At 58.2% G+C, this 18938-nt stretch carries 15 protein-coding genes; 11 read left to right on the forward strand and 4 right to left on the reverse strand.

The genetic code is table 11. From position 1 onward, the window contains the following. Positions 1–708, reverse strand: a complete 708-nt coding sequence (locus OZ410_RS00745) for a TrmH family RNA methyltransferase (RefSeq protein WP_277705997.1) — start codon at positions 706–708, stop codon at positions 1–3. Positions 709–732: 24 nt separating this feature from the next. On the opposite strand from OZ410_RS00745, the gene tamL reads away from it, so the two are divergent. Genes tamL through accD form a run of 3 tightly spaced genes read left to right on the forward strand, consistent with a single transcriptional unit; the run spans position 733 to position 5343 of the window. Further along, complete coding sequence (tamL, locus tag OZ410_RS00750) at positions 733–3315, forward strand: translocation and assembly module lipoprotein TamL (protein WP_277707152.1); 2583 nt, start codon at positions 733–735, stop codon at positions 3313–3315. A gap of 54 nt (positions 3316–3369) precedes the next feature. Further along, positions 3370–4437, forward strand: coding sequence for a class II fructose-bisphosphate aldolase (gene fbaA, locus OZ410_RS00755; protein ID WP_277705998.1), 1068 nt, complete (start codon positions 3370–3372; stop codon positions 4435–4437). A 30-nt stretch (positions 4438–4467) separates the two neighbouring features. Then, positions 4468–5343 (forward strand): acetyl-CoA carboxylase, carboxyltransferase subunit beta, encoded by an 876-nt coding sequence (gene accD / locus OZ410_RS00760; RefSeq protein WP_277705999.1) that lies wholly within the window; start codon positions 4468–4470, stop codon positions 5341–5343. A 68-nt stretch (positions 5344–5411) separates the two neighbouring features. Here the strand turns inward: accD and OZ410_RS00765 are convergent, their stop codons facing one another. Further along, positions 5412–6278 (reverse strand): hypothetical protein, encoded by an 867-nt coding sequence (locus OZ410_RS00765; protein ID WP_277706000.1) that lies wholly within the window; start codon positions 6276–6278, stop codon positions 5412–5414. A 193-nt stretch (positions 6279–6471) separates the two neighbouring features. Here OZ410_RS00765 and rpsO point away from each other — a divergent pair, with 193 nt between their 5' ends. The 4 genes from rpsO to OZ410_RS00785 all read left to right on the forward strand — a co-directional run bounded on the left by rpsO (position 6472) and on the right by OZ410_RS00785 (position 10926). Further along, positions 6472–6741, forward strand: a complete 270-nt coding sequence (rpsO, locus tag OZ410_RS00770) for a 30S ribosomal protein S15 (protein WP_277706001.1) — start codon at positions 6472–6474, stop codon at positions 6739–6741. A 208-nt stretch (positions 6742–6949) separates the two neighbouring features. Continuing rightward, on the forward strand, positions 6950–9217 hold the full coding sequence (locus OZ410_RS00775) for a polyribonucleotide nucleotidyltransferase (RefSeq protein ID WP_277706002.1): 2268 nt from the start codon (positions 6950–6952) through the stop codon (positions 9215–9217). Positions 9218–9388: 171 nt separating this feature from the next. Beyond that, the gene (locus OZ410_RS00780; RefSeq protein WP_277706003.1) at positions 9389–10252 is read left to right on the forward strand and encodes a sigma-70 family RNA polymerase sigma factor; all 864 of its coding nucleotides are present in this window, start codon (positions 9389–9391) and stop codon (positions 10250–10252) included. A gap of 170 nt (positions 10253–10422) precedes the next feature. Next, positions 10423–10926, forward strand: coding sequence for a VOC family protein (locus tag OZ410_RS00785; RefSeq protein ID WP_277706004.1), 504 nt, complete (start codon positions 10423–10425; stop codon positions 10924–10926). On the opposite strand, the gene OZ410_RS00790 is transcribed toward OZ410_RS00785, so the two are convergent. Next, the gene (locus OZ410_RS00790) at positions 10923–12317 is read right to left on the reverse strand and encodes a glycoside hydrolase family 99 protein (protein ID WP_277706005.1); all 1395 of its coding nucleotides are present in this window, start codon (positions 12315–12317) and stop codon (positions 10923–10925) included. The genes OZ410_RS00785 and OZ410_RS00790 overlap by 4 nt on opposite strands. Before the next feature lie 169 nt (positions 12318–12486). Between OZ410_RS00790 and rpe the strand changes: the two genes are divergently transcribed. Continuing rightward, positions 12487–13152, forward strand: coding sequence for a ribulose-phosphate 3-epimerase (gene rpe, locus OZ410_RS00795; protein ID WP_277706006.1), 666 nt, complete (start codon positions 12487–12489; stop codon positions 13150–13152). Here rpe and OZ410_RS00800 read toward each other — a convergent pair. Then, positions 13146–13571 (reverse strand): CBS domain-containing protein, encoded by a 426-nt coding sequence (locus OZ410_RS00800; protein WP_277706007.1) that lies wholly within the window; start codon positions 13569–13571, stop codon positions 13146–13148. The two genes, rpe and OZ410_RS00800, sit on opposite strands and share 7 nt — an antisense overlap. 119 nt (positions 13572–13690) lie before the next feature. Here OZ410_RS00800 and OZ410_RS00805 point away from each other — a divergent pair, with 119 nt between their 5' ends. The 3 genes from OZ410_RS00805 (at position 13691) to OZ410_RS00815 (ending at position 18858) form a co-directional block, all read left to right on the forward strand. Beyond that, the gene (locus OZ410_RS00805) at positions 13691–14680 is read left to right on the forward strand and encodes a YpdA family putative bacillithiol disulfide reductase (protein ID WP_277706008.1); all 990 of its coding nucleotides are present in this window, start codon (positions 13691–13693) and stop codon (positions 14678–14680) included. 64 nt (positions 14681–14744) lie between these two features. Then, positions 14745–17882, forward strand: coding sequence for a PVC-type heme-binding CxxCH protein (locus tag OZ410_RS00810; protein WP_277706009.1), 3138 nt, complete (start codon positions 14745–14747; stop codon positions 17880–17882). A gap of 4 nt (positions 17883–17886) precedes the next feature. Beyond that, positions 17887–18858 (forward strand): ThuA domain-containing protein, encoded by a 972-nt coding sequence (locus OZ410_RS00815; protein WP_277706010.1) that lies wholly within the window; start codon positions 17887–17889, stop codon positions 18856–18858. Positions 18859–18938 lie beyond the last annotated feature (80 nt).

Below are 18938 nucleotides of genomic sequence, written 5' to 3' on the forward strand. Positions count from 1 at the left end.
TCAGGCTTTCCTTTTGATTTCGTAGAGCAGGATAGCCCCGGCCGTGGCCACATTCAGGCTTTCCGCCTGCCCGAAAGCGGGAACGCAGACCACCTGGTCCAGCAAGGCCCGCACCGGCGCGGATACCCCGTGGGACTCGCTCCCCAGCACCAGCACCCCCTTGTCCGGTAAAGTAACCGAGGCTGCCGGGGCGCCCTCCATACTGGCGCCGAACAGCGGCAGGCCACTCTGGGGCAGGACCTCCTCCAGCGGCAGGTAATGCACCCCTACCCGGGCCAGGGAGCCCATGGTGGCCTGCAGCACCTTGGGGTTAAAACAGTCTACGGTGTCCGGGCTGCAAACCAGCTCGCGGATACCAAACCAGTCGCACAGGCGGATCAGGGTGCCCAGGTTGCCCGGGTCCCGCACCCCGTCCAGGGCCAGTACCCAGCCGCTCCAGGCCGGCGGGTGCAACTCCGGGATATGGAAGACCCCCAGGGTGCGGTTGGGTTGCACCAGGGCGCTCATTTTCTGGAGTTCCGCCCCGGTAACGGCCTCGGCCCCCGCCAGCAGGTCCGGTTCGGTGCTGTAGATACGGTAGGGTTCCAGGCCTCCTTCCAACAGTTCCGAAACCACCTTGACCCCCTCGGCCAGGAACAGGCCGTGCCGGGTTCGGTACTTTTTTTGATGCAGGCTACGTATAAGCTTTAAATCGTTTTTGGCAACCATCCAAATAGTTTAATTTTGAGCGATATGAAGGTCTGTGGCCGCATGGCGGGGATCCCCCCAAAAATAGGATTATTCTTGCTGGGGATCAGCATTTGTTCCTGCAATGCCCTGAAACGGGTGGAGGACGATCAACTCCTGCTCACCGATTACGCCATTTACGCAGACAGCACCCGGGTAACGGACGCAGACGTGAACAGCCTGGTGCTGCAAAAACCCAACAGCCGCGTACTGGGCTTTCCCCTTCGCCTGCACCTGTACAACCTGGCAAAAAAAGATGCGGACTCTTCCTTCCAGGCCTGGCTGCACCGCAAGGAAGGACGGGAAGCACGCCTGGAGCGCCTGCTCTCCCGCAAGCAGGTGGGCCGCCTGGGCGAATCCTTCCTGGTGAGCGGGTACAGCCAGTGGCTTAAGCGGGTAGGCGAAGCCCCCGTGGTGGTGGATACCGCCCGCATTGAGCGCAGCCTGAGACGGCTGGGCGCCTACTACTACAACCGCGGGTATTTTGATTACAGCACCCGTTTTGAAGTGGACAGCACGGGTCGCAAACGGGCCCGCACCCGCTACCTGATTGACCTGGGCGAACCCTACACCATCGATTCCCTGGACCACGACATTGCCTCCCCGGCCCTGGATTCCCTGTACCGCCTGCACCGCAGCGGCAGCCAGGTGCAAACCGGCGACCGCTACGACCTGGACCACTTTACCCGGGAACGCGAACGCCTGACCGCCATCTTCCGGAATTCGGGGGTCTGGAATTTCCAGGAGAGCTCCATTACCTTTCTGATCCTGCGGGATACCCTGACTTCGGACCAGGAAATGGAGGTGACCCTGAATGTGGAAAACCTCCGAAGCCGCGGAGACAGCGCCGCCACCTCCTCGGAGTACCGCATCCACCGGATGGGCAACATCAACATCTACCCGGACCACAATTACCTGCAACAGGGCCAGCCCATGGACACCCTGCACTTCGATAATTACATCTTCCACTACAACGGGAAGCTGCGCTACCGCCCCCAGGCCATTACCGAAGCGATCTTCCTGCAACAGGACAGCGTATACCGGGACATCGACCGGCTTCGCACCTACCGCAAAATTGCCAGCCTGAACACCTTCCGGTACCCCAATATCGAGCTGCTGGAGGCGCCGGGGGACCGGCTGGATGCCAACATCTACCTGAGCGCCCGGCCCAAGAATTCCCTGAGCGTGGATTTTGACCTGACCCACTCCAACATCCGCCGGGTGGGGGTGGGCCTTGGGGCTGCCCTGATTACCCGGAACGTCTTTAACGGGGCCGAAACCCTGAGCCTTTCGGCCAACGGAAGCTTCGGGCTGCTGAGCGAAGATGCCCTGGGCGAGGATTTCTTCTCCGAAATCAGCGGGGAGATCAACCTGACCTTCCCCCGCATCTGGATGCTGCCCTTTGTGAACACCCGCAAAATCATCCCCTTCTACATGTTGCCCCAGACCCGGGTGCGCCTGGGGACCAGTTTCCAGAAGAACCTGGGGTTGGACAAGCAGACCTTCAATTCCATCCTGGGGTATAACTGGCAACCGGACGACTTTCGCCGCAACCAGTTTGAACTCCTGAACGTAGAGTTTGTGCGGAACGTAAACGACAACCGCTTCTTTAATGTCTATCGCAGTACCTACCAGCGCCTGGACAATGTGGCAGAGGCCTATGAGGGAAACCCGGCTACCGCGGGCTTCTTCGAGGCCACGGACGACCCGGCAGACCCCCTTCGCCTGAGCATCCCCGAAGGCACCACCGGCTTTACCCGGGCCATCCTGGAAGAAGGGCTGGCGCCCGTGGGCTCCACCGCCTATACGGAGGTTTTCCGGGTGGAGGAGCGGCGGCGGCGCCTGACCGAAAACAACCTTATTTTTACTTCCAACTATACCTTTACCAAAAACACCAAGGCAGACATTAACGACAACAGCTTCTACCAGTTGCGGTGGAAGATCGAAAGCGCAGGCAACCTGCTCTCGGGCCTTTCCCGCCTTCTTTCCTTCGAACAAAACGACGCGGGCGAACGCCTGGTGTTCGGGGTGCCCTACTCCCAGTATGTAAAAACGGAGGTAGACTTTATCCGCCACTGGGAAACGGTGCCGGGCAGCGTGCTGGCCTTCCGGGCCTTTACCGGCCTGGCCGTGCCCTACGGCAATTCCGGAGACATCCCCTTCGTGCGGTCCTACTTTGCAGGCGGGTCCAACGACAACCGGGCCTGGTTCCCCTATACCCTGGGGCCGGGAAGCACCCGCAACCTGAACGACTTTAACGAAGCCAACTTCAAAATCGCCCTGAACCTGGAGTACCGTTTCCCCTTGGTGGGGAACCTGAAAGGCGCCCTCTTTGGCGACCTGGGCAACATCTGGAACCTCTGGGACAACGAAGATGACCCCGCGGCCACCTTTTCCGGCATCAGTTCCCTTCGCGATATCGCCCTGGGTACGGGGTTTGGGCTGCGGTACGATTTCACCTATTTCGTCTTCCGGGCAGACCTGGGGTTCAAGACCTACAACCCGGCCGACCCGCTGTCCGACCGTTGGTTCCGGTCTTATAATTTTGCCAACTCCGTACTGCAGATCGGAATTAATTACCCGTTTTAAAACGGATATTATTACTTTTGTCGCAGCAATTATCTAACCAAGAAATCCATACATATGGCCCATTCCATTAAACCGGGCGTAGCCACCGGAGACGAAGTGCAGGCGATTTTCCAATACGCAAAGGAAAAAGGTTTCGCCCTTCCCGCCGTAAACGTGATCGGCTCGGACACCATTAACGGCGTCATGGAAACCGCCGCCGCCCTGAAGGCGCCGGTCATTATACAGTTCTCCAACGGGGGAGCTCAATTCAACGCAGGCAAAGGCCTGTCTAACGAGAATCAGCGCGCTGCCATCCTGGGGGCCGTGGCCGGGGCCAAACACGTGCACCAGCTGGCCGAGGCCTACGGGGCCACCGTGATCCTGCATACGGATCACTGCGCCAAGAAGCTGCTGCCCTGGATTGACGGGCTCCTGGACGCCAGCGAAGAGCATTTTAACGCTACCGGAAAGCCCCTGTTCTCTTCCCATATGATTGACCTTTCGGAGGAACCCATTGAGGAAAACATCGAGATCTGCAAGGAGTACCTGGCCCGAATGAGCAAAATGAACATGACCCTGGAAATTGAACTCGGGATCACCGGGGGAGAGGAAGACGGGGTAGACAATACCGATGTGGACGATTCCAAACTCTATACCCAGCCCGAGGAAGTGGCCTATGCGTACGAGGAACTCTCCAAGGTGAGCCACCGCTTTACCATTGCGGCGGCCTTCGGGAACGTCCATGGGGTTTACAAGCCGGGGAACGTGAAACTCACGCCTAAAATCCTGAAGAACTCTCAGGAGTACATCAGCGAGAAATACGGGGTGGGCCACAACCACATCGACTTCGTATTCCACGGCGGTTCCGGGTCTACCCTGGAGGAAATCCGGGAAGCCATCTCCTACGGGGTCATCAAAATGAACATCGATACGGACCTGCAATACGCCTTTACCACCGGCGTGCGGGACTATATGAAGGACAAGGGGGCCTACCTGCAGGCGCAGATCGGGAACCCGGAAGGGGCAGACCAGCCCAACAAGAAATACTACGACCCCAGGGTCTGGCTGCGCGAGGGCGAAAAAACCTTTGTGGAGCGGCTGAAGAAAGCCTTCGAAGACCTGAACAACGTTCATACCCTCTAAGCGGAGGGCGCTCAACCAAATTTCCAAACTATGTCGTCCTGGTTTAAACGCAAAGAGAAGGGAATACAAACGGCCACCGAAGAGAAGAAAGACACCCCCAAGGGCCTGTGGTACAAATCCCCCACCGGCAAGATTGTGGAGTCCGAGGAACTCGCGCGCAACTTTTATGTAAGCCCTGAAGACGATTACCACGTCCGCATCGGCAGCAAGGAGTACTTCTCCATCCTCTTTGACGACAATACCTTTAAGGAACTCGACGCCAAGGTTTCTTCCAAAGACCCGCTGAAGTTCGAAGACACCAAAAAGTATTCGGACCGCCTCAAGGCTGCCGAGAAGAAAACCGGCCTGAAAGATGCCGTACGCACCGCCGTGGGCCCTTCCATGGGCAAGGACCTGGTTATTGCCTGTATGGATTTTGCCTTTATCGGGGGCTCCATGGGTAGCGTGGTCGGGGAAAAAATAGCCCGGGCCATCGATTATGCCGTCGCGCACAACCTGCCCTTTGTGATGATTTCAAAATCCGGGGGTGCGCGCATGATGGAAGCTGCCCTTTCGCTGATGCAGCTGGCCAAGACCTCGGCCAAGCTGGCGCAGCTGGCCGAAGCCGGACTACCGTATATTTCCCTGTGTACGGACCCCACTACCGGGGGTACCACCGCTTCCTATGCCATGCTGGGAGATATCAACATTGCAGAACCGGGTGCCCTGATCGGGTTTGCCGGCCCCCGCGTAGTTAAGGAAGCTACCGGGAAAGACCTGCCTCCGGGCTTCCAGACCGCCGAATTTGTACAGGAACACGGTTTTTTGGACTTTATCGTTCACCGGAAAGACCTGAAACAAAAGATCAACCTCTATCTGGACCTGATCCAGAACCAACCCCTGCGCCAGCCGGCCGAGGCCGAATAAAGCGCAGCTTTCAATACCAAAACCCCGGACCTGACGGCCCGGGGTTTTTTCTTGGGATACTCCAATGATCAGGGACGCATACGCCGCCGCAGTTGTACGGTCTCCACGGTCCCGTCCGCGCGGGTAAGCTCGCCAAAGGCATCACAGCTGCCATCCCCGAAATCCAGGCTGGCCGTGGCTTCATTCCGTTGAATTTCCAGCACCCCGCTCACAAGAAAGCGGCAGCTGGCTTCCCGGCGCAGGGGCTCCAATACCGTCCGGCTAAAGGTATTCCCCAGGGGGCCGGTGAAGGACTGGCTGCCCGTAATCAGGAAGACATTGTCTCCCCAGAACCCACTGCCAAAGCCTTCGACCCATTCGCGGGTGCGGTTCCCGTTCCAGGTAGCCGTCTGCCCGTCGGGCCAGGTGGCCGCAAAACCGGATTGTACCTCGGACTGGGGGTTACCCTGCCCGTTGTCCAGCACCCGCAGTACATGGGCCCCGCCTTCCACGGCAATGCCATTGAAGGTGAAGTCCGCGAGGGAAAGCTCGAAGGTGCGGGAAGCCGCTTCGGGGTTGCGGGCAAACTCCAGGGTCAGGATGCCGGTCAGGACATTGCCATTGGGCATCTCGCACCCTTCCCCGAAGTCCACGGTGCGGGTTACGGTGGTTTCGGTACGCACGGTGGTTACCGTGGCGCAATCCGGGATCAGACCCGCAAAGGCAGGGCCTTTCCCCGAGGCAGACATCTCGTCTTCATAGACTTCCTCCCCCAGGTTCACGAGTTCTTCCGAAATCCATTCGGATTCATCGGCCTGCAAGAGTACGGCTGTGTCCAGGGACTCGCCGGTTTCGGCCAGGTCCGTGGTTTCGGCTTCCTTTTCACAGGAAACCAGGGCAAAGGCGGCTACCCCCAGAAGGGCCAGCCGGCGCAAAGAAATTTGAGGCGTTTTCATAAGAATGCAATTTTTTTGTTAACATTCCTTTGACACCCTGTGGGGTTCAAAGGTTTAATGGACTGAAATAATCCCCTGATCCCGAAGGGACAATAAAAAATAATACTATCTTTGCAGCCTGATTGGAAACCTCCGGTCATTACGGACGCAAGGTGCGTCCGGATACATAAAAATCATTTACAACAATATTGGCATGTATTTAACCAAAGAAAACAAAGCCGAAATTTTCAAGAAATTCGGCGGAGCTGAAAGCAACACCGGGTCTACTGAAGGGCAGATCGCCCTTTTCACCACCCGGATTAACCACCTCACCGGCCACCTGAAGAAGAACCAGAAGGACTTCAACACCGAGCGGGCCCTGGTGAAACTGGTAGGAAAGCGCCGCAGCCTCCTGGATTACCTCAAGAAGAAGGATATCGAGAAGTACCGTGCGCTCATCAAAGAGCTGAACATCAGAAAATAAGCATTTCAGGGGAGCCTTCGGGTTCCCCTGTTTTGTATATTGGCGGCCGTGAGGCCCCCACCCTACAAGCCCTTAATCGCTAAGGCAAACTTAAAAAGCTTACTTCCGGCTTTTCATTGGTCTGACCCACACAACAACACAACCCTGACCGTCCGGTAAGACGGTAGACCATTGTTTAATTTTTACCTCAGGGTAACAATACCATTTTATGATTCCAAACGTATACAAAGAGGTCATTGACCTTGGTGACGGTAGGGAGATCTCTATCGAAACCGGAAAACTGGCCAAACAGGCCCATGGATCCGTGGTGGTACAATCCGGCAAATGTATGCTGCTGTGTACCGTGGTTTCCAACTACAAAGCTTCTGACGTGGATTTCCTCCCCCTTACGGTGGATTACCGCGAAAAATTTCACGCTTCCGGGCGTTACCCCGGTGGTTTCTTTAAGCGGGAGGCCCGCCCCAGCACCGGCGAGATCCTGGTGATGCGCCTGGTAGACCGGGTTCTGCGCCCCCTCTTCCCCAAGGACTATCACTCCGAAACCCAGGTGATGATCCAGTTGATGTCCCACGACGAGGACGTGATGCCGGACGCCATGGCCGGATTGGCCGCCTCTGCGGCCATCCAGCTCTCCGACTTCCCCTTTGAGTGCCCCATTTCCGAGGTACGTGTGGGTCGCGTGAACGGAGAACTGGTCATTAACCCCACCCGCACCCAGCTGGAAGAATCCGACATCGACATGGTGATCGGGGCCTCCGCGGATTCCGTGATGATGGTGGAAGGCGAGATGGGCGAAATTTCCGAAGAGGAAATGACCGAAGCCATCAAATTTGCCCACGAGGCCATCAAAGTACAAATCGAAGCCCAGGTACGCCTGGCCGAGGCCGTTGGCCGTAAGGAAGTGCGCGAATATGACACCGCTGCCGAAGATGAAGCCCTGGAGAAGAAGATCTACGACATGGCCTACGATAAGGTGTACGCCATTGCCCAGGCCGGTTCCTCCAAGCAGGAACGCAGCGCGGCTTTCAGCGAGCTGAAGGAGGAGATCACTGCCAGCTTCAGCGAAGAAGAGCAAGAGCAGTACGGCGACCTGATCAGCAAATATTTCTACAAGGCCGAGAAGGCCGCCATCCGCAACCTGACCCTGAATGAAGGGAAGCGCCTGGATGGCCGGAAGACCGACGAAATCCGCCCCATCTGGTGCGAGGTGGACTACCTCCCCTCCACCCACGGATCTGCCGTCTTTACCCGGGGTGAAACCCAGGCCCTGGCAACCGTAACCCTGGGGACGTCCCGCGAGGCCAATATCATCGACATGCCTTCCTTTGAAGGGGAAGAGCGCTTCTACCTCCACTACAACTTCCCGCCCTTCTCCACTGGGGAGGCCCGCCCCATCCGGGGGACTTCCCGCCGCGAGATCGGACACGGAAACCTGGCCCAGCGGGCGCTTTCCCGCATGGTGCCGGAAGATTGCCCGTATACCGTACGGGTGGTTTCCGAAGTCCTGGAAAGTAATGGCTCCTCTTCCATGGCCACCGTATGTGCGGGAACCATGGCACTGATGGATGCCGGGGTACAACTTCAGAAGCCGGTATCCGGGATCGCCATGGGGCTGATCTCCGACGCCGAAACCGGAAAGTACGCCGTCCTGTCCGACATCCTGGGAGATGAAGACCACCTGGGGGATATGGACTTTAAAGTAACGGGTACTGCAGACGGGATTACCGCCTGCCAGATGGATATCAAGATCAAGGGCCTGTCCTATGAAATCCTGATTAAAGCCCTGAAACAGGCGCGCGATGGCCGCCTGCACATCCTGTCCAAACTCACCGAAACCATTGCCGGGCCGCGCGAGGACGTAAAACCGCACGCCCCCAAGATGGTAACCCGTATTATCCCGAACGAGTACATCGGTGCCGTGATCGGAAAAGGCGGGGAAGTGATCCAGGAACTGCAGAAGACCACCAAGACCACGATTGTAATCAACGAAGACCCTGCTACCGGCGAGGGCATCGTGGAGATCCTGGGGACCGACCAGGACGGTATCGACGCCGTACTGGCCAAGATCGACTCCATCATGTTCGTACCCGAAGAGGGCAGCGTATACGAAGTGAAGGTGATCAAGATCCTGGAATTCGGAGCCGTGGTGGAATATCTGGATGCGCCGGGGAACGAAATCCTGCTGCACGTATCGGAACTCGCCTGGGAGCGGACCGAAAACGTAGAGGATGCCGTTCAGATGGGCGATGTCTTTGATGTGAAATATATGGGAATTGACCCGCGTACCCGCAAGGAGCGCGTGTCGCGCCGCGTGTTGCTGCCCAAGCCGGAAGGCTACGTGGAGCGCCCGCCGCGCCGCGAAGGCGGAGACCGTCGCGGAGGCGGGGACCGACGCGGTGGCGATCGTCGTGGCGGGGACCGCAGAGGCGGAGACCGCCGGGGCGGGGATCGCGGAGGCCGTCGCAACCGCGATTAATCCGAACCTACCCATTGGAATTAAAACCCCTGTTTTTCAGGGGTTTTTTTATGCCCTTTGCCGGAAAAATCCATTTTTCACACCCCCCGTGTAACATTTACACAATTTGTACGTATAACTAAAGCAACCCCTTTGGGGAGTACAATTCTAAAGCAAAGGAAAGAAGCATAGATGAGACAGTTAAAGATCACAAAACAGGTTACCAACCGCGAAACGGCCTCTCTGGACAAATACCTCCAGGAAATTGGCAAGGTGGATCTGATCACCGCGGACGAAGAGGTGGAACTGGCCCAGCGCATCAAAGCCGGGGATCAGGGTGCCCTGGAGAAGCTGACTAAGGCCAACCTCCGCTTTGTGGTATCGGTAGCCAAACAATACCAGAACCAGGGGCTTACCCTCCCCGACCTGATCAACGAGGGGAACCTGGGTCTGATCAAGGCCGCCCAGCGTTTTGACGAAACCCGTGGTTTTAAATTTATTTCCTATGCCGTGTGGTGGATTCGCCAATCCATCCTGCAGGCGCTGGCGGAGCAGTCCCGGATTGTTCGCCTGCCGCTGAACAAGATTGGCTCCATCAACAAGATCAACAAGACCTACGCCTTTCTGGAGCAGGCCCACGAACGCCAGCCCTCCGCCGAGGAAATTGCCAAGGAATTGGATATGACCGTGGAAGATGTGAAACAGAGCCTGAAAAACTCCGGCCGCCACGTTTCCATGGACGCCCCCCTGATTGACGGGGAGGATTCCAACCTCTACGACGTATTGCGCAGCGGGGAATCGCCCAACCCGGACAAGGAACTCCTGCACGAAAGCCTCCGCACGGAGATTGAGCGTGCCCTGGAGACCCTGACCCCCCGGGAAGCGGATGTCATCCGCCTGTACTTTGGCCTGGCCGGGCAGCACTCCATGACCCTAGAGGAAATCGGAGAAACCTTCGACCTAACCCGCGAGCGGGTGCGCCAGATCAAGGAAAAGGCCATAAGGAGGCTCAAGCACACCTCCCGCAGCAAAATCCTGAAAACCTACCTCGGGTAGGAAAAATGCAAACGCCACGTTAAATTCCAGCAGTATTGGAATTCTGGTATAAAGTTTGTATTTTGTACCGCAACAGCAGTATATCATGACTGTTCGTTTTTTGATTGATGAATAAACTCCGGCTGATTACCGGAGTTTTTCATTTATACCCTTTTGAAGACACCACCCCCATGAAAAACCCGACGGAATCCCTTGCATACCGGGCACCTGACGGCACCCGCATCGGGCATGTGCATCTGAAAGTATCTGATCTGGAGCGCGCCCTGAAGTTTTACAGGGACTTGCTGGGCTTCCGGGTTACAGACCGCATTGAAGGCCAGGCCGTATTCCTGGCTTCCGGCAACTACCACCATCATATTGCCCTGAATACCTGGTACAGCAAAGGGGCTGAACCGGCTCCCCGGCGCAGCGCAGGGCTCTTCCACCTGGCCATATGTTACCCGAACCGGGCAGACCTGGCAGCCATATATCGCCGCCTCCTGCAGGCCGGATATCCCTTAAGCGGGGCGGCGGACCATGGGGTCTCCGAGGCACTCTACCTGGACGACCCGGACGGGAATGGTGTGGAACTCTATTGGGACCGGCCGCGGGACCAGTGGCCCACAGACCCCCAGGGGGGCCTGAAAATGTATACCCGGCCCCTGGATTCGGAAGGCTTGCTGGAACTCGGCTAAGGCTGGTAAAACCGCTTCACCCCCATCAGGATACCGCGAACCCGGCCCAGGTTAAGCCGCTTGAAGTACGTATAGGAACGGTCCAGCAGGGCCATTACTTCGGGCTGGTCCCGGAACTCCTGCCGCATCAGGTACAGATGGGCCGCCAGTTCCATTTCCTTTGGTTTTACCTGAACGCCCGTATACTGTTGCACGGTTTCCAGCAGGGTAAACCCGAACTCCCGGGAAGGCTCGATCATGGTGCCCTCCCCAAAGTCGTTCCAGGTGATCAGCTGTACAAAATCGGAAGCGGCATGGTGGGTGTACTGCAGGGATTCATGGAGGTTGGCCACCGATGGCGTGATCACAAAGGCATTGCTGCCCCAGTCCCATCCGCCGCGGGAATAATAGCTGCGGAAGCCGGGGTAGGCAGATCCTACCGTAACCCCGTGCTGCGGGAGGTTGGCATAGTAATATTCATGTGCCCCCAGGTTGTCTTCTGAAATCCAAAGGAATTCCCCCCCGGATAGCGCGCCCAGGAATTGGCGCGTGCCCCAGAGGCTGATCAGGCTTACCGGCGTCTGACCCAGCCCGTCCTCCAGGGCCTGCTGCCAGAGTTCGGGTTGGGTCAGGTGGTGTGGCCCAAAAACCAGCAGGGCATTGCGGCCGTCCACCTGCAGGTAATGGGGGTCGGAAAAATAATCCCTTCCCAGCAATTCCAGGTCGGATTGCAGGCGCTGGGCCTCCGTGGCCCCGTCAGAAGGGTTAAAGCTGGCTGCCGCCACCCGGTCTTCGTACATAATACCGTATTGCAGGCCTATCTCTTCCAGACTACCCATAAAGGATTCCGTGGCTTCGCGGATCAGGCCGTAATCCCATATGTCGCGGCTGCCATACCAGTCAAAGATCACCCCGTCAATACCGGATAGCTTCATGAGCAGGAAATGGTATTCGTGCAGGTAGGGGTCCAGGGAAGAGTACGGGCCTACCAGGGGATAATAATAACTGGCGATCTGGCGGCGGCCATCCGGTGCTTCCACCCCGGGGTCGCAATTGGCCATGGTCCAGTGCTGCCCCCAGTAGCCATCGTACCCCAGGCTCTGAAACCAGGGCATATAATGTACGTATACAGGCTTGGCATTGCGTTTGGGGACCTGCATGGGCCTGTCCCCCTTGCCGCCCGGCTTCCCGCTTTTTATGGAATCCAGTTCTTCCCGGATCAGGCGTTGCAGCTGGGCCTCTGAAAAGGGCCCTTCCAACTCCGGAAGGTGGTATTCCCCGACGGGTTCGGCAGGCGCGGCCTGGGTGTCGGGGGTTTCGTTTTCGGCGGGCAGGCCGGGTTGCTCGCAGGCGAGTCCGGCCAACAGCAGGAGCGCCACCCCAATGGCCGTCCAGGTATCGGTTTGCTTCATGGTGGTTATTTTGAAAGGGTTAAAATACGACAGCAAACCTCCTGGGCAGGGCCATGACAGGGTCAGTTCCCGGTAAGGGAAGACCAATGGAAGGTTTCTGCCTACCAGCGGAACGGAGGGTGTAACCTTCACCCGAAAAGCCTACCTTTGTACCACACCCCACCCTGGTATGGAACACCCAATAATTGCACCCTCCCTGCTTGCCGCAGATTTCGGCAACCTGCAACGGGACGTGGAAATGGTCAATGCCAGCGCCGCCGCCTGGCACCACATCGACGTGATGGATGGGCTCTTTGTCCCCAACATTTCCTACGGCATGCCCGTAATACAGGCCATTGCCCGGCACGCCACCAAACCCCTGGACGTCCACCTGATGATTGTGGATCCGGACCGGTACACAGACACCTTCGCCCAACTGGGGGCCTATAGCCTAACGGTGCATTACGAGGCCTGCACCCACCTGCACCGCAGCCTGCAGCATATCCACAAAGCGGGTATGAAGGCCGGGGTGGCCCTTAACCCTCATACGCCCGTACACCTGCTCGAGGATGTGCTGGAAGATATTGACCTGGTTTGCCTGATGAGTGTGAACCCCGGTTTTGGCGGGCAGCAGTTTATCCCCAGGACCTATGCAAAAATCCGGGAATTGCGATCCATGATCCGGGCGCAAGGCTGTGGGACGCACATTGAAGTAGACGGGGGGGTAACCCTGGAGAATGCCCCAGCTTTACTGGAGGCCGGAGCCGATGTACTGGTGGCCGGCAGCACCGTTTTCCGTGCCGCGGACCCCACGGGCACGATAGCGGAACTCGCTGCCCTGCCCCTGCCTCAGTAATGCTTCAGGAGGTATTTGATCAGGTCCGTAGTGGTGACAATCCCGACCAATTCGCCATTTTCGACCACGGGGAGGGCATGAAATTCTTCTTTCGCCAACATCTGGGCCACTTCTTTAACGGTAGTATCGGGTGCCACGGTTTTAATGTTTTTGGCCATTACCTGGGGTACGCTGAACATGTCGTAGACCACGGCCTCGATATCCTCTTCCTCTTCATAGGCCCCGTCGGCAAAACTGATCCGCAGCAGGTCCGTCAGGCTTAGCATCCCCACTACCCTGCGGCCACTCACCACCGGGATGTGGCGGATGTGGTGTTTCTTAAACAGCCTTTCGGCCTTTTCCAGTCCGTCGGAGGTGTTCAGCACGACCAACTGAGTACTCATGATACTGGAAACCGGTACGCGCTCCTGAACGTCCATGACTTATGGTTTTAGGGGGTTCAACGTATTAAATATCCTAGGTTTACACTCCAAAAAGAATGACAATTGTCATGCAGCAGCGGTTTCGGGCTTTGGGTGAATATGGCTAATTTTGTACTATGGAAACGGAAAAGAACCTGGATGTACTTATTATCGGGGGCGGGCCCATAGGCATCGCCTGTGGCCTGGAAGCAAAAAAACAGGGCCTGTCCTACCTGATCCTTGAAAAAGGGCCTATTGTGAATTCCCTGTTCAACTACCCGGTAAACATGCAGTTCTTTTCCTCCTCGGAACGCCTGGAGATCGACGAGGTCCCCTTTATCAGCAAGGAGGCCAAACCCAAGCGGAATGAAGCCCTGGAATACTACCGTCGGATTGTGACCTCCAACCGGCTGCGCATCCACCTTTTCGAAAAGGTAATGGACATTCGCAGGGCGGCCAACGGCTTCCGGGTTACCTCGGACAAAGCCGCCTACGGTGCGGACCGGGTGGTAATCGCCACCGGCTTCTACGACCTGCCCAACCCCCTGGGTGTTCCCGGGGAAGATTTGCCCAAGGTTTCCCATTACTACAAGGACCCGCATTTTTATGCCAGCCAGGACCTGGCCGTGGTGGGGGCCAGCAATTCCGCGGTAGACGCTGCCCTGGAGTGCTGGCGCAAAGGGGCGCGGGTCACTATGGTGGTGCGCGGGCCCGAAATTGGCCGGCGGGTCAAGTACTGGGTGCGACCCGACATCCTGAACCGGATCGAGGAAGGGAGCATTACGGCATACTTCAACAGCACCGTTACCGAAATCAGGCCGGATGCGCTGGTCATACAGACCCCGGAAGGCGCCAAAACCCTGCCCAATGATTTTGTGCTGGCCCTGACCGGGTACCAGCCCAATTTTGAATTTTTGGAGCAGGCAGGCATTCACCTGAGTGCTGACGGGAAACGCCTCCCGGAATACAACCCCGAGACCATGGAAACCAACGTACCCGGACTTTACCTGGCCGGGGTGATCTGTGGGGGGATGGAGACCCATAAATGGTTTATTGAAAATTCCCGGGAACACGCCCAACTGATCATGGACCACATTACAGCAGGCCGCACGGCAGCCGGGGCCTGAAGCCCTGCAGGGCATCCAAAATTTCCTTAGCTTTAAGGTCTGAGCAACCTGAAAGCCAACCCCTATGACTACCCTGTTCCGCAGTGCCCTGCCAGCCATACTGGGCCTGACCCTCCTGGTCCTGGCCGGTTCCTGCCGCCATACCCCGCCCCTGGAAACCCTGCATGCCCGGGAAACCCTGGTCCTGCTGGGCAATAACCTGCCTGCCCGGATGATGCAGTACGGGTATTTTGAGACGGCCGTACAGGCCGCCTTCCCGGATAGCCTGATCCGCATCCGCAATATGGGGGACGGGGGGAACACCCCGGGGTTCCGGCCCCACTCCGGCCGCAACCACTCCTGGGCCTTTCCCGAAGCCGAAGCCCTGCTCAGTGCATTGTACCCGCCTTCGGGGAACGAGGGCCACCTGGAGACCCCGGACCAGTGGCTAACCCGCCTGGATGCCGACCTGATCCTGGCCTTTTTTGGTTTTAACGAGGTCTTTCGCCCGCAGGAATATCAAGACATCACGGCCGCCGAACTGGCCGCTTTTGTGGCCCACACCCGAGCCCAGCACTATCATGGAAACGCGCAGCCGCGCCTGGTGCTGCTCTCGCCTACGGCTATGGAAAGCGGGGTGCCGGGGCCAGAACTTCCCGGTTTTGACGAAACCAATGCCAAACTGGAAGCCTATACCCGGATGATGGAGCGGGTAGCCGACTCCATGGGCGTACCCTTTCTGGACCTCTACCACCCCTCCCTGGAGTGGCATGCCGCCGCCGGGCCCAACACCATAGACGGGTTACAACTCAATGATGCAGGGAACCGCAAGCTGGCCGCTTACCTGGCCGAAAGGCTTTTCGGGATTAACCCGCCCGCCGCGGATGCGCCTGGGGTACTGGCCGCTGTCCGGGAAAAAAACTGGTTCTGGCAGAACGACTTTAAAATCCCCAACGGGGTGCACGTCTTCGGGCGGCGCTACGACCCCTTTGGCCCGGACAACTACCCCTACGAACTGGAAAAGATCCGGCAGATGACGGCCGTGCGGGATACTGCTATTTGGGCCGTGGCACGGGGAGATACTTATGAGGTGGAGGCGGCGGACGCCCGCACCCGCCCCCTGCCGCCTGTGGTATCGAACTACCAGCCCCAATCCTATGGCCATGGGGGCTCCTACCTCTATGGGGAAGACGCCCTGGCTTCGTTTACCCTGGCGCCCGGGTACCAGATTGAACTCTTTGCCAGTGAACGGGACTTCCCGGAGCTGGCGAACCCCGTTCAATTGTCCTTTGACGACCGGGGACGGTTGTGGGTGGCCACCATGCCCTCCTACCCCCACTACAAACCAGGGGACCCCATACCCAACGACAAACTGCTGATCCTGGAGGACACCAACCGGGACGGGCGGGCCGATACCGTCAAAGTCTGGGCAGACAGCCTGCACCTGCCGGTGGGGTTTGAACTGAGCCCGGAAGGGGTGTACGTGTCCCAGGGGAGCCACCTGAAACGCCTGAGCGATACGGACGGGGACGACCGGGCAGACCGGGTGGAAATCCTGCTGAGCGGCTTTGACGACCACGATACCCACCATGCCATCAGCGCCTTTACAGCAGACCCGAGCGGGGCTATTTACATGGGCGAAGGAACCTTCCTGCACACCAATGTAGAGACCCCATATGGCCCGGTTCGCGGCACCCAGGGGGGCTTTTATCGCTATAACCCCCGCAGGCAGCACCTGGAGCGCACCGCCCAGTTGCCCATCCCCAATCCCTGGGGTATTGCCTTTGACCGCTGGGGCCAACCCTTTTTCCTGGATACCTCAGGCCCGGCCCTGCGATGGATGAGCCCGGGCAGCCTTAAACCCGTATACGGCACTTCGGACCCCCTGCCCCGGGACCTGGTGCCCGAAGCGCAAAAAGTACGGCCAACAGCGGGGCTGGAGTTTGTTTCCAGCCGGCATTTCCCGTCCGAAGATCAAGGGGACGTACTGCTGTGCAACAGCATTGGGTTTTTGGGGATTAAGCAGCACCAGGTGTTGGAGGACGGTACGGGTTACCGCCTGGAGTTTCGCCAGGACCTGCTGCAGAGTTCGGACCGGAATTTCCGCCCCGTAGACCTGGAATTTGCCCCGGATGGTTCCCTTTACGTGGTGGACTGGCACAATATGCTGGTAGGCCACATGCAGCACAATGCCCGGGATCCCTACCGGGACCACAGCCATGGCCGTATCTACCGCATTACCCGGACAGACCGCCCTACCCTGGAGCCCGCACAAATTGCCGACGCCCCCGTAGACCGCCTCTTGGAATTACTGAAAGCCCCGGAATATCGCACCCGCTACCGGGCGCGCCGGGCCCTGCGGGGCTTTTCGGCCGAAAGCGTAATGCCACGCCTGCTAGAGTGGTTGCAGGATCTGGATCCGAAGGACCCGGCAGCAGAACACCACCGCCTGGAAGCCCTGTGGGTTTCCTGGGGCCTGAACCGGGTTGACCGGGATTTACTGGCAACCCTCCTGGGCTCTTCAGACCACCGGGTACGCGCTGCCGCCGTGCGGGCAATACGCTATAACCTGCATCAGCTGGACGATGGTTTTGACCTTTTGCAAACCGCTGCAGCGGACACCCACGGCCGGGTACGCCTCGAAGTGCTGGCCACGGCCTCCTGGCTGCCGGAGGCTCAGGCCCAGCCCTTGCTGAACCGCTTGGCACAGGCCGGGGTAGACGACTGGATGAACCCGCCTTACCTGGCCGTGCAGCACCGCCTTTCCGGGCAGCCAGCCCTGGAAGAAAAAACCAAACCGGCGGTTCCCGACCAGCTGAAGGGTACGGATAGCACCCGCTACCTGGCCGGACGGGAAATCTACCATCGGGACGGGTATTGTGCCACCTGCCACCAGGCCGATGGGAAAGGCCTTCCCGCCTCCGGCTTCCCGCCCCTGTCCGGGAGCGAATGGGTTACCGCCGATACAGAACGCCTGATTCAGGTTACCCTTAAGGGGCTGCAGGGCCCGATCACGGTAGCCGGGCAAAATTACGACGGGCAGGTACCCATGACGGCCTTTGAAAACCTGCTGACCGATGCAGAAATTGCGGCCGTACTCACCTATGTGCGCAATGCCTTTGGCAATGCCGCCGGAGCCGTTTCCCCGGAAGAGGTGCAGGCCATCCGGGACCGGGAAAAAGACCAAAAAACCTTTTACCTGGGGCCGGAACTCAATCGCTGATCTTATGAAAAAAGCCTTTTGTATGCTAGGCCTGCTGGCCGCTGTAACCACCTGGTCAGGATGCGGGGATAAGCAGCCCGGTCCGGAAACTCTGGCAGTACCCCCGCATCTGGTCTTTGTGATCGGGGACGAGGAGTACCGTTCGGAAGAATCCATGCCCATGCTGGCCGACCTGGCCCGACGGGAACTGGGTGCCCGGGTTACCCTTTGTTTTGCGGTAGACTCCTCGGGTTATATCGACCCCAACCGCCTGGACCACATCCAGGGGTTGCAAGCCCTGGACAGTGCCGACCTAATGGTGCTCTTTACCCGCTTCAGGGCCCTGCCCGAAAACGAACTGCGACACATTACCGCCTATGCGGAATCCGGCCGCCCTATGGTGGGTTTCCGCACGGCCACCCATGCTTTCCTATACCCGGATTCCTCCGGCCTGGCTCCTATGAACAACACCTGGCCGGCCCAGGTTTTTGGCCAGCAATGGATTACGCACCACGGGCATTTTGAGGACGGCAATGCCCCCCTAACCGAGGTCTATCCCACACCGAATGCCGCCCACCCCGTCCTGAAAGGAGTGGCTCCCTTCCGGGCCTATTCCTGGCTTTATCACGTTAACGGTGGGGAATGGCGTCTGCAGGGGGATGCCTCCCCTTTACTCACCGGCCGCGCCCTGCGCTCTGCGCATAAGGAGGCCGGGCGCACCGATCAGTACCCGCTGACCAACCCGGTAGCCTGGACCAAAACCTACACCGGCGCTTCGGGCAAGCCTTCACGCGTCTTCTTCACCACCCTTGGTCACCCCTACGACTGGAAGGACCCCAACATGCGCCGCCTGGCCCTGAACGGCATCTTCTGGGCCCTGGGACGGGAAATCCCGGATTCCCTGAACCTGGATTTCACAAGGGCCTATGCGCCCAACAATTCGGGCTTCGGGATGCAATACAAAACCGGTGTTCGCCCAGAGGATTTTGACCTCTAATCCCTGGGTTACCCGCTTCCCGTATTAATTTTGTTTAATCTTTAACATTTATACTTAAACATTATTGGTACTTTGGCTAT

The sequence above is a fragment of the Robiginitalea aestuariiviva genome, from assembly GCF_029537735.1.
GTDB classification, from domain to species: Bacteria; Bacteroidota; Bacteroidia; order Flavobacteriales; family Flavobacteriaceae; genus Robiginitalea; species Robiginitalea aestuariiviva.

Coding starts and splice junctions, on each gene's coding strand:
- OZ410_RS00745 (WP_277705997.1), bottom strand. CDS start 708: ATGGTTGCCAAAAACGATTTAAAGCTTATACGTAGCCTGCATCAAAAA.
- tamL (WP_277707152.1), top strand. CDS start 733: ATGAAGGTCTGTGGCCGCATGGCGGGGATCCCCCCAAAAATAGGATTA.
- fbaA (WP_277705998.1), top strand. CDS start 3,370: ATGGCCCATTCCATTAAACCGGGCGTAGCCACCGGAGACGAAGTGCAG.
- accD (WP_277705999.1), top strand. CDS start 4,468: ATGTCGTCCTGGTTTAAACGCAAAGAGAAGGGAATACAAACGGCCACC.
- OZ410_RS00765 (WP_277706000.1), bottom strand. CDS start 6,278: ATGAAAACGCCTCAAATTTCTTTGCGCCGGCTGGCCCTTCTGGGGGTA.
- rpsO (WP_277706001.1), top strand. CDS start 6,472: ATGTATTTAACCAAAGAAAACAAAGCCGAAATTTTCAAGAAATTCGGC.
- OZ410_RS00775 (WP_277706002.1), top strand. CDS start 6,950: ATGATTCCAAACGTATACAAAGAGGTCATTGACCTTGGTGACGGTAGG.
- OZ410_RS00780 (WP_277706003.1), top strand. CDS start 9,389: ATGAGACAGTTAAAGATCACAAAACAGGTTACCAACCGCGAAACGGCC.
- OZ410_RS00785 (WP_277706004.1), top strand. CDS start 10,423: ATGAAAAACCCGACGGAATCCCTTGCATACCGGGCACCTGACGGCACC.
- OZ410_RS00790 (WP_277706005.1), bottom strand. CDS start 12,317: ATGAAGCAAACCGATACCTGGACGGCCATTGGGGTGGCGCTCCTGCTG.
- rpe (WP_277706006.1), top strand. CDS start 12,487: ATGGAACACCCAATAATTGCACCCTCCCTGCTTGCCGCAGATTTCGGC.
- OZ410_RS00800 (WP_277706007.1), bottom strand. CDS start 13,571: ATGGACGTTCAGGAGCGCGTACCGGTTTCCAGTATCATGAGTACTCAG.
- OZ410_RS00805 (WP_277706008.1), top strand. CDS start 13,691: ATGGAAACGGAAAAGAACCTGGATGTACTTATTATCGGGGGCGGGCCC.
- OZ410_RS00810 (WP_277706009.1), top strand. CDS start 14,745: ATGACTACCCTGTTCCGCAGTGCCCTGCCAGCCATACTGGGCCTGACC.
- OZ410_RS00815 (WP_277706010.1), top strand. CDS start 17,887: ATGAAAAAAGCCTTTTGTATGCTAGGCCTGCTGGCCGCTGTAACCACC.